This is a genomic window from Paenibacillus sp. BR2-3 (genome assembly GCF_046529485.1).
In the GTDB taxonomy this organism is placed as follows: domain Bacteria; phylum Bacillota; class Bacilli; order Paenibacillales; family Paenibacillaceae; genus Paenibacillus_AQ.
Genome location: NZ_CP126311.1, coordinates 2,044,941 through 2,059,971, shown reverse-complemented (window position 1 = coordinate 2,059,971; position 15,031 = coordinate 2,044,941). Strand labels below are relative to the sequence as shown.

The following is a 15,031-nucleotide window of genomic DNA, read 5'->3' as shown; positions in this document are numbered from 1 at the left end:
TTGATACGCAACCCGATTACATTTCCAATGATCTAATATTAATAGCTTAAGGTTTGTTTTAGTGCGTCAATGGAGGTTTGAACTCCCGCTTCCACGGACATCGTCAAATCTTCCATCTCCAGCGAGACCTCATCGTTATAACCCATCATCCGAACGACCGAAAAGAACTCTTTCCACCATTTCAGATCCTGTCCGCAGCCAACCGCCACATAATTCCAGGAACGGCCGCCAACATCAGTCACAGGCTTAGTTTCAATAACTCCGTTTACACCCGACAGATAGCGCTCCAGCCTTACATCCTTGCCGTGAACATGATGGATGGCTTCTCCCAGCGCTCTTGCGGATAAAATCGGGTCTGCTCCCATCCAGATGAGGTGACTAGGGTCGAGATTCAGGCCGACAATTGGACCTACAGCATTTCTCAGCCTGAACAGCGTCTCAGGGTTGTAAACCAATTGGGCGCTGAAGTTTTCCAAGGCGATTTTTTCAACACCGCAATCCTTAGCTTTCGCAACAAGCTTGGTCCAATACGGGATGGCTACATCATTCCATTGGTAATTCAGCATTTCTTCGAGCACCGGCGGCCAACTGACCGTATAGCTGATCCAGTTCGGTGTTTTATCCTCTGGTGTTGCAGGCGGCAGCCCGCTCATCATAATAACCTTTTTAATGCCGAGCAGACCGGCCAGCTCAAAGGTTTTGTCTGTAGCCTCGCGGTGCTGCGCACCGGCGAAATCTCCGTGTAGTCTTTGCCCTTGGATCTTACACTTACATACGAAGGGTCGGTTAATCCAATTTCTCCATCTTCACAAACGACTTTGCAATTAATGTCATAGCCAAACTGGCAATTTACGAAGACCTCTAGATCAATATGAATGCCGGATGCCGTTTCCAAAATAATAATTTGCGGGTCATGCAGATCTTTATGTGTATGACGCGTTTGTTTTCTTGGAAGGATGACCTGTGCGGATACGAAATCTTCCTGCAGCAGCCAGCGCAGGACATCCACTTCATGCACTGCCGTGTTCTCCACCGCCATCGGCGTATTATAGCTATCATCCACCTGCGGATTTCGGTGTGTACAATGAAGCATGATTACGTCGCCGAACTCTTTGCTGTCAATAGCAGACTTCAACCCCTCGTAGCCGCGGTCATATCTGCGCATGAATCCGACTTGAACCAGCTTTCGGCCTTTGGCAATTTCCGCATCAACGATCCGGCGGCAGCCTTCCAGCTCTACAGCCAGCGGCTTCTCACAGAAGACGAACTTGTCATTTCGAATCGCTTCCAGCACATATTTTTCATGTGTAGGGTCCCATGAGGTTACGACAATAGCATCGATATTGGGAGATTGTATCAGTGCTTCCCCGGTCGCGAAGAATTCGGCTCCGATCCGTTCCGCCAATCTCCCGGCCACTTCCTGGTTAATATCAGAGACAGCCACTACCTTGGCGCCTTGTGTTTTTTCATTAATTCTACGGATGTGATATACGCAGCTCCATATTATACGCTCATCCTTTTTTGTATGCTCGGTGTATTCACTTTAAGGCTTGTGCCGAATTCCTTCATTTTGCTCTTGACCGTCGCCAGAATGGCTTCGGTTCCCGGGGTAAGAATCGTCCGTGGATCATACACCTGACTGTCGGCGGCTAGTACTTTGCGGACAGCTGTGGTCCATGCCTGGATGCATTCGGTGTTCACATTGATTTTGGCATGTCCCAGTTCGATGGCTCTGCGGATTTGATGCCCCGGAATGCCGGAGCCTCCGTGCAGCACGAGTGGCGTATCGGTCAGCACTGAAATATGCTTCATCTCGTCGAAGCCAAGCACCGGCTCGCCCTGATAAGGTCCGTGGACAGAACCGAGGGCTGCGGCCAGAGCATCAATTCCTGTTTCTTTCACAATCCGCAAACATTCTCCGGGGTCCGCATAGCGGATTCCACCGATCAGCCCGTCTTCCATGCCGCCAACCGTTCCAACCTCGGCTTCAACGGATACTCCGAAACGCTTCGCATACTGGACAACTTCACGGGTCATTGCAATATTCTCATTGATGGAATAATGCGATCCGTCAATCATCACGGAGCTGAATCCGGCATCAATGGCCTTTTTACAGCGCTCCACGCTAACTCCGTGATCCAGATGGAGTGCCACCGGTACGGTAATGGCCATCTCTTCGAGCAGCTCGGCGGTCATCGTCGCGATGACCTTGTATCCGCCCAGATAACCGACCAACCGATCGGAAGCGGCCAGAATGACTGGCGCGCGCTCTTCTTCGGCGGCCTGCAGAATCGCCTGGGCCCACTGCAGACCGTTGATATTAAACTGCCCGACCGCATAACCGCCTTTTTTGGCTTCCAAAAGCATTTCTTTCATAGATACCAATGTCATGAGACGGCCCCCCTTTACATTCTTTGCGAGCTTTGCATTAAATCGTCTGCAGATTATAGTAATTCGCAACCGCTTTAAGCGTGGTTTCTTTGGCGATGCGGATCGTTTCTTCCGCTTCCATCTTGTAATATTCCGGCCGGAACAGCTCCACGGAGATCGCACCCGAGAAATCCTTCTCCTGTAGGATGGAGAGAATATTATCAAGGTCGATTACGCCGAGTCCCGGCCAGAGGCGGTCCACATCCGTCAGGAAGCCGATAGGATAGTCCTCGGTATCGTCAATATGCAGAATAAAGATTTTGGAAGCATCGGCGTTCTCCAGGTCCTCCCAGTTGGAGCCCATGGCGTGGAAATGGAAGCAGTCCAGCACCAAACCCACGTTGTCACGGCCAACGGTGTCGACAATATCATAAGCCTGGCCGAAGGTGTTGACCGTACACTGCGGATGCCCGACAAACTCAACGGCAATTTTAATTCCATAGGGCTTGGCGATATCCGAAAGCTCTGTCAGAACGTCCACGCAGCTTTTCTTGATATCCTGCTTAAGGAACTTATCCGTAGTGACGAGCGGAACGGCAACCACATACTCCACACCGAGCTTTTTGCCGGTCTCCATCATTTCTTTGAATTCGGTTATGATCGCCTGATAGCCCTCTTCGTCGCGATTGTTGAAGAACACCAGTGCGTTGAAGGCCAGCGGTTTAATATGATGGGTATTAAAGAATTCAGCCAATTCATCCAGGGTATGGTCCTGCAAATATTCCGGTAATTTATCCATTGTACGGATTTCGATATAATCGTAGCCGTGCTTCTCGCAAAGCTCCAGGTCTTTGGCCAGATTGGAATTTTCCAATGTTGTAGCTTGATTGAAACAAAGTTTCATTTAATTCTCCTCCATAATGTATGAATATAAAATATGGCTAGATACCGAGCTCTTCCCTAAGCTGGCGCAGCATTTTCGTGCTGCACTCATCCCTCTTCTCTACCCAGGCGAACACGGAACTTGTTACCAGTCCATCAAATTTCGCTTTCTTAAGCTTTCTGAAGATGGTGGTGAAATCAACTTCGCCTTCTCCCAGATTTAAATGCTGATGTATGGTCGCATCCGTCTCCGGGGGATTCATAATATAGCGCAGTCCCTGACCGCCTTTGTGGTTGAAGGTATCCGCGAACAGCACATGCTGGAGAAGATCGCCGGCATAGTCGAACATTTGGGCGATATCGCCTTTTCCATCATCGTAATAGAAGGTGTGTGCGGTGGAATAGACCAGCTTGATCCAGTCCTTGTCGAGCGCCCGGATCATATCGACCGCGCCCTGATTCGTTTCAATGAAATCGTAAGGGTGGGCCTGCAGATTCAGCTTGACCCCTTCCCGTTCGAAAATCGGCAGCAGTTCCTCCATCGACCGGATGAACCCTTCCTCGCAGATTGCCGGCTGTGGCTTGATGCCGTTGAACTCGCTGCTCATCAGCTCGATGTCCATATCGACGGCAATCTGGATGCAGCGTTTCCAGTTCAGCACCGCAGCCTGGCGCCGGAGTTCATCCGGGCCGGCCCAATAGTGAAGCGGCAGCAGGTTGGAAATTTTCACACCGGCATCGGACATCCATCTCTTCATGTTCTTGATCAGGGCTTTGTCAACTCTGGGATATTTATAGAAGGGACAGAAATCATCCCTTGGCGACAGTTCAATATATTCATAGCCAAGCTCCGCTGTTTTATTGATTACATCTTTCAAAGGCATATCCCGGTACATTGCCGGGTCAAGTGATAAGATCATGCAGTAATCCTCCCATCAGGTATGGTAAAGCGCAGGGTACAGGGCCTTAAGCTGCGGCTTACACCGCGCTCAGGGTACGTGAATTGTAGAATGCAGGTTTCTCGCCGAGGGCGACCGGCTCTTTCTCGCCAGTCTCCTGCGCTTTCACACAGGCATCGGCTGTAACAGCGGCAACGTAGCCGTCCCAGGAAGTCGGTCCGTTAGGCTCACCGGACTTCTTGATGGAGTCGATGAAATCCTGAAGCTCCACATCGTAAGCCTGAATGAAGCGGTCTTTCCAATCCATCAGCAGGTTCACGCCGTACTGGGCATTCTTGCGGAAGCTGACGCTTTGCACCTCCGGCAGGTAGACCACACCTTCTTCGCCGACCACTTCGCACTGAATGTCATAGCCGTATTTGCAGTTGACGAATACTTCAGCATTAATGATAATGCCGCTTTCAGTTTCCAGTGTAATGATTTGCGGGTCCTGTAAATGAGCAGAAGCATTTTTGGTTTTCTTAGGAAAGGTGACCCGAACGGATTTATAGTCATCATTGACCAGCCAGTGCAGCACATCAATCTCATGGATCAGCGTATCGGTAATCGCCATGCTGGTGGTGTAATTCTCACCAACCTCGGGATTGCGGTGAACCGCTCGGATCATCAGCGGCACGCCGATAAAGTTATTGTCCAAAGCTTCCTTCAGCTTTACGTAACCGCTATCATAACGGCGCATGAACCCGACCTGCACCAGACGCTTGCCTTGTTTCACCTCGGCATTGACAATTTCCATGCAATCCTCGGCCGTTGTGGCCAGCGGTTTTTCGCAGAAGACATATTTACCGGCTGCAATCGCGGCCAACACGCTGTCTTTATGGGCAGGTCCCCAGCTTGTAATAATAACCGCATCCACGCCGCCTTCGGCAATCAGGGTTTTATCATCAGGGAATACTTTGGCATTCAGTCCAAGCTGCTCCACTACCTGCTTCGCAGCCATCTGATTCACATCCGTTACGGCAACCACTTCGCCTCCGGACAAGGTGTTCTGAATCCGTCTGATATGTTCTCTGCCCAGCGCACCCGTGCCAATAACTCCGAATTTCATACTCATTATTTAAATCCTCCTATTAAATTAGTGTCATATCCCTTTATATTCCTAATAACGCTTACAATTATTTCGCTTCGGCAATTTCTTCGATGCGGGCAGCGACTGCGTTCTTTTGGTCGAAACTGCGGAAGTTTTCTTCAAGCTTCTCAAGCGAAAGGCCTTTGGTTTCCGGCAGGAATTTTTGTACGAAGGTTATAGCCAGAATACCCAGTCCGGCGAATACGTAGAACGTGGCGGACAATCCGACACCAGATAGCAATACCGGGAACAGCAGCCCGATCACAAAATTGACAATCCAGAGAAAGAATACCGTAAGCCCCATACCCAGACCACGCAGTTTCAGCGGAAAAATCTCCGAGAGCATCAGCCAGGTTACTGGTGAAATCGCGCCTTGCTGGAACGCAAGGAAAGTAACCGTCAAACCAAGAACAACGTACGGCAAAGCTGTTGTACCGGCAAGGAGTTGGGAGAACACCGCAATCAGCAGAAGCGCGGAAGTGGTGCCGATAAGACCCGTCGTAAGCATTGGACGGCGTCCGACCTTGCCAAGAAGCCAAATTCCAGCAAATGTGGCGATAACCGAGATCAAACCGTTGGCAATGTTGCCAATCAGTGCCGCCTTGGTGGCAAAGCCGGCATCCTTGAGAATTTCCGTACCATAATACATGATAGAATTCACGCCGGTAATTTGCTGCACAACCGCAATTCCGATACCGAGGAGCAATATGCGCCGGACCCACGGCACTGCCAAATCTTTCATGCCCGCTTTTTGAATACCGCTTTCCGTATTCAGAGTTGTTCGAATCTCCACGATTTCTGCCAAAGCTTCCTTCTCGGGACGAATTTTCTTCAACACTTCAAAGGCACGTTGCTCTTTACCCTTCGACAAGAGCCAGCGCGGACTTTCAGGCACACGCAGCATACCGAAGAATAAGAATATCGCCGGGAGGGCTGCTATAGCCAGCATATATCGCCATACGTGCAAGTTGTCTCCCATGGTTGTTCCCAGAATAGCATTGAACACAAAGGCAAGCAGTTGGCCGCTTACGATCATCAGCTCATTCTGGGTGACTATCCGCCCCCGCCGGTCTACTGGGGACATCTCGGCCAAATAAGAAGGAACGGTTACGGAAGCGCCGCCCACAGCAAGACCCAGCAGAAAACGGAAGCCAACCATAATGTATACATTCGGTGCCAGTGTGCATCCGATCGTAGCGATGAAGAAAATGATGGCAAGGGTCATAATATTCGTTCTGCGGCCGTTGCGGTCCGAGAGACGTCCACCGAATACGGCGCCAAGCGCTGCTCCGAAGAGCAGAGAACTGGCTACAAGACCTTGCGTGAAGGAGGTAAGATTAAGCTGATCGGGGGCGGACATAAACGGGAGTGCCCCGTTGATAACTCCGGTGTCATACCCGAACAGCAATCCGCCCAGAGTCGAGACCATAATGATTTTTGTTAGAAACGCCTTTTGACCCGTATCCTTATTCATAACTATTTCCCCTCCTTCACTGTAAGCAAGGATTCATTGATATATTTGCGTGCTTTCAAGGCATATTCCAGCGGATGGGCAACTACAGGGTCCTGCTCGGCTTCGACAACAATCCAGCCGCTATAATCATGGGCCAGCAGGAAATGGAACACTTCCGTAAAGTCAATCGCTCCATCGCCGGGCACCGTGAACATACCGCTGAGGAAGGATTGAAGGAATGCCTTGCCATCCTTCCGGCATTGATTCATGACATCCTGGCGGACATCCTTGAAATGAACATGTCTGATCCGGCCGATCTGCTTCTTGAGGAGTGTCATATAGTCGCCGTCCGATACGAAAATATGGCCGGTGTCATACAAGAGATTAACATGCTGGGGATCGGTCGCAGCCATCAGGCGGTCCACTTCGGCAGCGGTTTGAACACCCGTTCCCATATGATGGTGATACACCAGCTTAAGATCGTATTGTCCGGCAATTTGTCCGAGCACGTTCAGACCTTGGGCCAGCGCATTCCATTCTTCATCCGTATATTCGGGTTTTTCAGTAAACACGTTTTTGTGAGTGCATTGAATGCTATAGGTTTGCTCTGATACGACTGCTACGCTCGCGTTCACTTCATGCAGGTACGCACAATGTTTGTGAAACTGCTGAGATGCGGTCTCCACACCGTCCCGGATAATGAAGCTGCTGAACCATTGGCCGGCAATCTTCAGATTACGCAGCGCCAGTTCCTTGTTCAATATTTGCGGTTCGGGGAAAAATCCGCCGACCTCGGTGCCCTGAAATCCTGCCACCACAATATCGCTGAGCAGATGTGACAGAGTATTCTCTGCTCCAATTTCCGGAATATCGTCATTCCGCCAGCCTATAGGAGCTATCCCCCATACAATCTCTTTTGCACTCACAAATTATCCCCCTTTAGTTCTAATATTGCTTTGCAATTTTGAGCTTCTCCTGCTTGGATTCATAGGCATCGCGGATGCTCTCTTTATCTGAAACCTCTGAAACACCCACATGCCACCAGCAGTCATAACCCTCGGTCATTGTCTTCGGAAGCACTTTCATTTCTATCAGAGTAGATCCCGTCTGTTTCTGGGCATCCACCAAAGCGGCTTTTAATTCCTCCACCGTGTTGGCTTTGTAGGCTTTGGCACCGTAGCCTTCCGCCACTTTGGCATAGTCGATGTTGAGGATTTTGTTGTCATGCGTGCGGAATTCACAAAAGTAACTGCCCCCGCCCTGTTCCATTTGCAGATTGTTGATGCAGCCGAACCCCGAATTGTCGAAAAGCAAAATGTTGATCTTGTGATTATATTGAATCGCCGTGATGAACTCCGAGTGAAGCATCAGGAAGCTGCCATCGCCTACGAAGGAATACACTTCCTTGTCCGGAGCGGCCAGCTTTACGCCCAGTGTGCCTGATACCTCATAGCCCATACAGGAGTAGCCGTATTCCAGGTGATACGTATTCGGCACCGTGGGATTCCAAATCCGCTGCAGATCGCCCGGTAGTGAGCCGGCAGAGCCGATAATGATGCTGTCCGGCGGAATGGTATCGTTGATGGCGATCAGCGCCGTCGTCTGCGCCAGTTCCGTACCGAGAGCATCGGCATATTCATTGAGTATTTCCTGAGAGAATTGATTCTTGACTTCCGGATCGAAGCCTTCGCGGGTGAACACCACCTTGCTCAAACGCTCACGCTCGCTTAGCCATTCTTCCTTCAAGTCGCCAATGATTCCGCCGAATTCGCTAGTATATCCTTCCAGAAGGGGAGCAAGCTGCTCCAGTGTGGTCCGGGCATCGGCCACGACCTGGAACGCATCCAGCTTGTAGGCTTGCAGCCGGCTGACATTGATATTCAGGAACTTCGCTCTCTCGAAATCGAACGCTGTCTTCGACGAAGTCGCGAAGTCGGTATACCTGGTGCCGATGCCGATGATCAGATCGGCCTGGCGTGCGGCCTTATTCGCGGCCAGCGTACCCGTAATACCCATGCCGCCCAGATTATTGGCAAAGGTAAACTCCACCGTGGCTTTGCCGGCTTGGGTCTCCACCAGCGGAATCTGATGTTTCCGTGAAAGCTCCATCAGAATCTCTCTGGCTTCCGAGTATTTGGCTCCTCCGCCAACCAGGATGACCGGCTTCTTGCTGGCTTTAATCAGCTCCGTGGCGCCTTCCAGTTCCCGTGCTGTCGGCAGCTTGCGGTCCAGATAATGCACGCGTCTTGAGAAGAATTTCACATCGTAATCGAATGCTTCTCCCTCGACATCCTGGGCGATGCAGACTGTGGCCGGCCCGGCTTTGCCCGGATCGGTCATCACTTCAAAAGCGCGGATCAGACTGGACATCAGCTGCTCCGGACGTGTAATCCGGTCCCAATACCGGGACAGCGGCTTCAGCGCGTCATTCGTCGTAACGGCGGCGCTGTACTCCTGCTCCACCTGCTGCAGCACCGGATCAGGCTGGCGCGAGGCAAAGGTGTCTCCCGGCAGAAACAGCACGGGAATATTGTTGGATAGCGCCGTGCCTGCGGCCGCGGCCAGGTTGGCCGCTCCCGGACCGACGGATGTGGTGACCGCATAAATTTTCTGCCGCAGCATCTGCTTGCTGTATGCGATAGCTGCAAGCGCCATGCCCTGCTCATTTTTGCCCTGGATTACCTTCAGATGCCCTGCGTCCTGTTCCAGCGAGTGGCCGATTCCCACAACGTTGCCGTGTCCAAACACTGTAAAGATACCTTCGACAAAAGGAGTCTCCTTGCCGTCGACACAAATATACTGCTGGTTCAAAAAACGGATTAACGCCTGGGCTGTAGTCAATCTAACGGTTGCCATGGTTTCACCTCGATTAGTGTTGTATCGCTTGTTCGTGGGATGCTATCAATTCTTCTATCTGCGCAACGGTTGGCATAGCCTCGGATGAGCTGTGCTTGCTGACTACTATTGAAGCGGAAGCGCTGCCATATTTCAGAGCGGTTTCGATCTCTTTTCCCTGGAACAGGGCGTAGAGGAAGGCGGAGGCGTAAGAGTCTCCCGCACCGAACGTCTTCAGCACTTGAGTCATATAGGCGCGGCTCTTGAAGCTTTCACCGGATTTCGTATAGGCGTAGGAGCCTTTTACCCCGTGCTTGATTACAATCAGTTCCGGGGAATGCTGGAACAAATAATGGACGGTCTGTTCATTGAGCCCTTTACGGTTCTCCATCCTATCGAATTCATCCCGGGTGCCGATGACGATATCAGATTGCATGGCGACCAGGGAATAATAAATCGAAGTCTCTTCCTCCGAAGTCCATGTGTACGGGCGGTAATCCAGTTCGAATATGACCTTGACATCATTTTTGCGGGCCAGGCTGACCGCTTTGAGCACAGCTTCACGCGAAGGGCTCTTGGAAAGAGCTGTTCCCGATACCAGCAGCGCTTTGGCTTGACTGATGTAATCCTCATGAACCTCACCGGGCTCCAGATACAGATCGGCGACATCCTGACGGTACATCAGAATGCTGCATTCATCCGGGCTTAGAATTTCGGTAAAAGCCAATCCCGATTTATGCCCCTCCTGATCCAGCACAACACCGGAGATATCAATGCCTAAATTGCGGATATAATTGGTAATAAAGCGTCCATGCTGATCGTCCGAGAGCTTGCCGATGAATCCGGCTTTAAGTCCCAGCTTGGAGCTGCCGATGGCGATATTCACCGGTGAGCCGCCTACATATTTGCTGAAGGTCATGGTTTCTTCCATAGGGCGGTTATACTCTGTGGCATTTAAATCAATGCAGGCCCGGCCGATGGCAATGATATCGAACTTCGCTTGACGCTTGAACTCGTACTTCATCACTAACTCAACTCCTCATATTGAACTTAACGCTGCAAAATCCATTCATGGGCGGGATCATTGTGGAATTTCCAGATCCGCTTCGGCCCGGCCATCACATTTAAATAATAAGAGGTATATCCTTCCGGAACACCGACCGGATGATAGCCCGCCGGGACGATAACCACATCTCCATTCTCCACCGTCATGGTTTCATCAATCGAACGGTCGTCCGTATAGACACGCTGGAACACAAAGCCCTGTGGCGGATCACATTCATGATAATAAGTCTCTTCCAGCAGGGATTCCGCAGGCAGATTATCCTGATCATGCTTATGCGGAGGATAACTGGACCAATTGCCGCTCTCCGTGAAGACCTCCACGACTAGCAGACTGTTCACCGACAAATCGGAATCGGGCAAAATATTATGGACCAGCCGTTTATTGTTATTCCGGCCCCGCTGCTCGACCCCGTTCTCCGCAGCTTTGATCCAGCGGGTCGGACGCTGCTCCAGTGAAGGCGAATAGCAGAGTGCCACCCGTGCGGACGTTTCCGCTTCAATCTCGAAAGACCGGTCATTCGATACATAGACGCTGTCCGTCGGCTTTCTCTCAAACACGCTTTGCCGGGTGCCCAGATTGCGGAAGGATTCTTCGCCATCGCTCACATGCACAGTTCCCGTCAGCACGACGATACAGCATTCCATTTTGCCCAGTGTCTCGCCGTATACGGCACCCGCGCCTAGCTCAAGCGCTTTAAATTCGATATATTGCAGCGGGGAATTCTCTCGCGTAATCTCTTGAATGATCCTCACATTGTCCCCGGCTTCGCCCTTCTGCGGTTTCCGCAGCAACTTGCCCATAAACCCGGCCTCCTCACCATTTCCTGTCATTATCCGCGTTAACCGAATCGCCGCATTCTATTCAAAGGTTGGCGTTACATAACGCGCGGTTACCACTTTTTTGTGCGTGTAGAATTCCACACTGTCCTTCCCGTTCGCATGCAGTGTACCGTAGAAGGAAGATTTCCAGCCCGAGAACGGGAAGAAGGCCATCGGTGCCGGCACACCCAGGTTTACGCCGAGCATCCCCGCATCGATATTTTCACGGAAGTAACGAATCGCTGAAGCATTGGAAGTGAAAATACAGGCCCCGTTGGCAAATTCCGAAAGGTTGGCGACTTCCACCGCCTCTTTAAGATTCTTCACGCGGATGACCGACAGAACCGGAGCAAAGATCTCATCCTTCCAGATCGTCATGTCTGTAGTGACATCCTCAAAGATAGTCGGGCCGATGAAAAAGCCTTCCTCCGAGATGCGCTCACGGCCGTCACACAATAGTGTCGCACCTTCTTCAATACCTTTTTCGATATATTGAACGGTGCGCTTCTGATTTTCTTCACGGATTACCGGACCGAGGAACACCCCGTCATCCATACCGTTGCCGATGGTAACCTGCGCCGTTCTCTCCTTCAGCAGCGCCAAGAAATCATCAGCGATTCCTTCCTCAACCGTGACAACCGAACAGGCCATGCAGCGTTCACCGGCCGAACCAAATGCCGAGGCAATGACGTTAGTTACCGTATCTTCCAGATCTGCATCGTTTAGAACAATCGTATGATTCTTGGCGCCGGTCAAGGCTTGAACCCGTTTGAGATTCTCGCTGCCCCGCTTGTATACATATTCTCCTACCGGCTTGGAGCCAACGAAGGATACCGCCTTAACGGCCGGATGATCCAGAATGCCATTTACCACATCATGCGCACCGTACACAACATTGAATACCCCATTGGGAAGTCCCGCTTCAGTGAACAGTTCCGCCAGGCGTTTGGTGAGCAGCGGCGTTCTCTCCGAAGGCTTCAGAATAAAGGAATTGCCCAGCGCGATCGCCATGGGGAACATCCAGCACGGAACCATCATTGGAAAGTTAAACGGTGCAATTCCGCCGACAACGCCGATGGGGTAACGGTAATTTACGGCTTCGACATCAGTGGCGATGCTCGCCAGCGAATCCCCCATCATCAGCGACGGAGCACCTGCCGCAAATTCCACATTCTCAATCCCGCGGCCAACTTCACCCAGTGCTTCCGAGAGATTTTTGCCGTTCTCAATGGTTATCAAGCAGGCCAGTTCATCTTTATGCTGCGTGATCAACTGTTGGAAATTGAACAGAATTCTGGCTCGCCGCGGCACGGCAACCTTTTGCCATTTCTGAAATGCCTTCTCCGCAACTTCTACAGCGTAATTGATATCTTCCTTCGTCGAGAGCGGAACCCTCGCGATAACTTCTTTGGTAGCCGGGTTATATACATCTTCATAACGGGTTGTTTTGCTTTCCACCCATTCACCGTTGATGTAATTTTTCAGTTTCTCCACTTCTACTACTTGAACCATTTTTCTTCCTCCTCTGGTTATTCAGTTTTATGATGTATTGATAATGTTTTGGTTAACTTATAATCAAATGATATTATTAAAAACGCTTTCAGTCAATACATTTATGATTATTATCTATTTTTATCATAATTTTCTTGAAAATTCGTACACAATAAATCCATTTTCGCCTTATTTTCTATAAGTTAAGTGAATTTTCCGAATTCCATGAAGTGATTTAAGAAAATTAATAATGTTTTGATAAACTTTTGATTTATTATTGATAATATATTAGTATCCCTTCGTGTATGACCTAAAAAAGCGATGACTTATTTACCGCCTTGGAGGCTGTTATTCGGGTCGAAAGAACCGGGAAGAAAAAAACACTATATTGGATGCGCTTATCTTTCGGATGTCATCTTGGCTGGCTCCCAAACTTCCGCTTAACGATTACTTTAAACGTAAAACTGCTGCAACCCTTCAGTCTGCTGACATTTCACTTACCCCACAGATATATGAAGCCCATGCCATTGTAAAAGCAGCCTGATTTTTTGTGGAGGGTTAGTCAACCTATTGGAAGGCAACGGTTTAAAATAGCTGAATCGGGATTATAACTTGATCGAAGTGGATTGCGGGGTACCAGGAAATAAGCAACTTCAAGAGGATTTTGTAAATGCGAAATATACGGGTGCTTTGTGGGTCGGCTATGCCTTATGAGCTGCCAATCTTATATGCTGCAATGACATACTGCCAGAATCGCACCGGTTCGTTATCTCTTTCATCAACGGAAACTACGCTGGAGGTTCAGCGGCTTGGCGTGTCCACTGCTCCGGCAAAGTGGACTTTCCAAAGCCTGCAGGCGCACATAGAAGCGTAAGCTTTAAGGACAATCCCGGATTTATCAGATCAATCAGCCTGGATCGCATAATTGTCTTGACAGTCGGCAAGGTATATATAGCTTGCTAAGAATCGTTATGCTGTTTATATTCCTGAGTAATTTTTTCACAGTATAATATACTTCCAGGAAAGCAGACAACAATCAGTGGGGAACCGTAAAAAATTATGGACAAATCAGCAAACAAAAAGGAGCGGCGCTTAGCCTGCTCCTTTCACTACAATCTTTTCATGTCGCGGACGGACCATGGATACGTTATTGCGTTGAGAACGCAGCACTTTAAGCTTTGTGCGGACTGCTTCATGGGTGTTTCCCGCTTTCTGTATTAGATCGGATTAGGTACAAAGCTGCCGCCGCGGCAGTGCTTCAAATAATTCAGCGCATGGACTTGTCCGGTCATTTCCAGCTCATCCCGGTAGACAGGATCATGCCAGCCTTCGATATCAATCGTCCCTTTGTAGCCGGCCTGGCGCAAAATGGTGATCACATCAACCCAGTTGGTATCCCCGAAGCCCGGCGTCCGGTCCCAGACATAAGGTTTTGGACCATGAATGCCATATTCCTTGACGATATCCCAGGCGATGGTGGCATCCTTGCCATGTACATGGAACACTTTGTCCATCCATTTGCGCAGCTGCGGAATCGGATCAATCAGCGCGATCAGCTGGTGGCAGGGTTCCCATTCCAGTCCCAGGTTGTCTGCCGGAACAGCATTGAACATTTTCTCCCAGGCTGCAGGGTTGTGGGCAATATCCCAGTCTCCGGTTTGCCAATTCCCACCCATGGAGCAATTCTCAAAAGCAATTCTAAGGCCGCGATCAGCCGCTCTTTTCGACAGTTCTCCGAACACCTCTGCAAATTTCGGTATGGACTCGTCAATGGACAAGCCGGGCAGACGTCCGGTGAAACCGGATACTATATCCGTACCGAATAAATGTGCATGCTCAATCAGCCGCTCCCAGCTGGCCAAAGTATCGGCATTGTCGCGGCCAGCTCCCGTAATCGCGCCGCCGTTTCTACAAGATTTGTTTCACCGGTTGTCTGCCAAAAGTTCAGGTTAAACGATTCGAATCCATGCCCGATAATTTGCGGAATGACTCTGACAGCATCTCCGCCACCGACTAAAATACCTATTCTCAATGTATCTTGCATCTTGTGTACCACTCCTATATTCGGTTTATAATTTGAGGAATTAG

At 50.1% G+C, this 15,031-nt stretch carries 15 protein-coding genes and 1 pseudogene; 2 read left to right on the top strand and 14 right to left on the bottom strand.

All coding sequences use genetic code 11. The features are described 5' to 3' along the window. Positions 1-38: 38 nt before the first annotated feature. The 12 genes and pseudogenes from PaeBR_RS09710 to iolA all read right to left on the bottom strand — a co-directional run. Positions 39-728, bottom strand: a pseudogene (locus PaeBR_RS09710) (sugar phosphate isomerase/epimerase family protein); the annotation flags it as partial. Further along, entirely contained in the window at positions 653-1,483 is an 831-nt protein-coding gene (locus PaeBR_RS09705; protein ID WP_410515136.1) for a Gfo/Idh/MocA family protein, read from the bottom strand. The pseudogene PaeBR_RS09710 and the gene PaeBR_RS09705, both read right to left, overlap by 76 nt. A 20-nt stretch (positions 1,484-1,503) precedes the next feature. Beyond that, positions 1,504-2,391 carry a class II fructose-1,6-bisphosphate aldolase gene (fba, locus tag PaeBR_RS09700; RefSeq protein WP_410514613.1) on the bottom strand — a complete coding sequence of 296 codons (888 nt, stop codon included), beginning with the start codon at positions 2,389-2,391 and terminating at the stop codon, positions 1,504-1,506. Between the two features lie 37 nt (positions 2,392-2,428). Further along, positions 2,429-3,274, bottom strand: coding sequence for a 2-keto-myo-inositol isomerase (gene iolI / locus PaeBR_RS09695; RefSeq protein ID WP_410514612.1), 846 nt, complete (start codon positions 3,272-3,274; stop codon positions 2,429-2,431). Positions 3,275-3,311: 37 nt separating this feature from the next. Then, positions 3,312-4,172, bottom strand: a complete 861-nt coding sequence (locus PaeBR_RS09690; RefSeq protein WP_410514611.1) for a sugar phosphate isomerase/epimerase family protein — start codon at positions 4,170-4,172, stop codon at positions 3,312-3,314. A 58-nt stretch (positions 4,173-4,230) separates the two neighbouring features. After that, positions 4,231-5,265, bottom strand: a complete 1,035-nt coding sequence (locus PaeBR_RS09685) for a Gfo/Idh/MocA family protein (protein WP_410514610.1) — start codon at positions 5,263-5,265, stop codon at positions 4,231-4,233. Between the two features lie 61 nt (positions 5,266-5,326). Further along, positions 5,327-6,754: a sugar porter family MFS transporter gene (locus tag PaeBR_RS09680; protein WP_410514609.1), complete on the bottom strand. Its 1,428-nt coding sequence runs from the start codon at positions 6,752-6,754 to the stop codon at positions 5,327-5,329. Positions 6,755-6,756: 2 nt separating this feature from the next. Continuing rightward, entirely contained in the window at positions 6,757-7,659 is a 903-nt protein-coding gene (gene iolE / locus PaeBR_RS09675) for a myo-inosose-2 dehydratase (RefSeq protein ID WP_410514608.1), read from the bottom strand. Between the two features lie 19 nt (positions 7,660-7,678). Next, positions 7,679-9,589 (bottom strand): 3D-(3,5/4)-trihydroxycyclohexane-1,2-dione acylhydrolase (decyclizing), encoded by a 1,911-nt coding sequence (gene iolD, locus PaeBR_RS09670; protein ID WP_410514607.1) that lies wholly within the window; start codon positions 9,587-9,589, stop codon positions 7,679-7,681. Positions 9,590-9,602: 13 nt separating this feature from the next. Then, a complete protein-coding gene (iolC, locus tag PaeBR_RS09665; protein ID WP_410515135.1) occupies positions 9,603-10,592 on the bottom strand; it encodes a 5-dehydro-2-deoxygluconokinase in 990 nt (329 codons plus the stop codon). A gap of 26 nt (positions 10,593-10,618) precedes the next feature. Then, positions 10,619-11,434 (bottom strand): 5-deoxy-glucuronate isomerase, encoded by an 816-nt coding sequence (gene iolB / locus PaeBR_RS09660; protein ID WP_410514606.1) that lies wholly within the window; start codon positions 11,432-11,434, stop codon positions 10,619-10,621. Positions 11,435-11,491: 57 nt separating this feature from the next. Next, a complete protein-coding gene (gene iolA, locus PaeBR_RS09655; protein WP_410514605.1) occupies positions 11,492-12,964 on the bottom strand; it encodes a methylmalonate-semialdehyde dehydrogenase in 1,473 nt (490 codons plus the stop codon). A gap of 388 nt (positions 12,965-13,352) precedes the next feature. On the opposite strand from iolA, the gene PaeBR_RS09650 reads away from it, so the two are divergent. Continuing rightward, positions 13,353-13,487 carry a hypothetical protein gene (locus PaeBR_RS09650; RefSeq protein WP_410514604.1) on the top strand — a complete coding sequence of 45 codons (135 nt, stop codon included), beginning with the start codon at positions 13,353-13,355 and terminating at the stop codon, positions 13,485-13,487. A gap of 126 nt (positions 13,488-13,613) precedes the next feature. After that, positions 13,614-13,817, top strand: coding sequence for a hypothetical protein (locus PaeBR_RS09645; protein WP_410514603.1), 204 nt, complete (start codon positions 13,614-13,616; stop codon positions 13,815-13,817). Between the two features lie 343 nt (positions 13,818-14,160). Here PaeBR_RS09645 and PaeBR_RS09640 read toward each other — a convergent pair whose 3' ends face one another. Together PaeBR_RS09640 and PaeBR_RS09635 are read right to left on the bottom strand one after the other, a co-directional pair. After that, complete coding sequence (locus PaeBR_RS09640; protein WP_410514602.1) at positions 14,161-14,805, bottom strand: sugar phosphate isomerase/epimerase family protein; 645 nt, start codon at positions 14,803-14,805, stop codon at positions 14,161-14,163. Next, positions 14,784-14,987, bottom strand: coding sequence for a hypothetical protein (locus PaeBR_RS09635; RefSeq protein ID WP_410514601.1), 204 nt, complete (start codon positions 14,985-14,987; stop codon positions 14,784-14,786). The genes PaeBR_RS09640 and PaeBR_RS09635 overlap by 22 nt, the downstream gene beginning before the upstream one ends. Between the last annotated feature and the right edge of the window lie 44 nt (positions 14,988-15,031).

Bases quoted from the DNA above. Each gene is read 5' to 3' on its own strand.
- PaeBR_RS09645 (WP_410514603.1), top strand. From the start codon at position 13,614: ATGCGAAATATACGGGTGCTTTGTGGGTCGGCTATGCCTTATGAGCTG.
- fba (WP_410514613.1), bottom strand. From the start codon at position 2,391: ATGACATTGGTATCTATGAAAGAAATGCTTTTGGAAGCCAAAAAAGGC.
- PaeBR_RS09650 (WP_410514604.1), top strand. From the start codon at position 13,353: ATGTCATCTTGGCTGGCTCCCAAACTTCCGCTTAACGATTACTTTAAA.
- iolD (WP_410514607.1), bottom strand. From the start codon at position 9,589: ATGGCAACCGTTAGATTGACTACAGCCCAGGCGTTAATCCGTTTTTTG.
- PaeBR_RS09685 (WP_410514610.1), bottom strand. From the start codon at position 5,265: ATGAGTATGAAATTCGGAGTTATTGGCACGGGTGCGCTGGGCAGAGAA.
- PaeBR_RS09680 (WP_410514609.1), bottom strand. From the start codon at position 6,754: ATGAATAAGGATACGGGTCAAAAGGCGTTTCTAACAAAAATCATTATG.
- iolB (WP_410514606.1), bottom strand. From the start codon at position 11,434: ATGGGCAAGTTGCTGCGGAAACCGCAGAAGGGCGAAGCCGGGGACAAT.
- iolI (WP_410514612.1), bottom strand. From the start codon at position 3,274: ATGAAACTTTGTTTCAATCAAGCTACAACATTGGAAAATTCCAATCTG.
- PaeBR_RS09635 (WP_410514601.1), bottom strand. From the start codon at position 14,987: ATGCAAGATACATTGAGAATAGGTATTTTAGTCGGTGGCGGAGATGCT.
- PaeBR_RS09690 (WP_410514611.1), bottom strand. From the start codon at position 4,172: ATGATCTTATCACTTGACCCGGCAATGTACCGGGATATGCCTTTGAAA.
- iolC (WP_410515135.1), bottom strand. From the start codon at position 10,592: ATGAAGTACGAGTTCAAGCGTCAAGCGAAGTTCGATATCATTGCCATC.
- iolA (WP_410514605.1), bottom strand. From the start codon at position 12,964: ATGGTTCAAGTAGTAGAAGTGGAGAAACTGAAAAATTACATCAACGGT.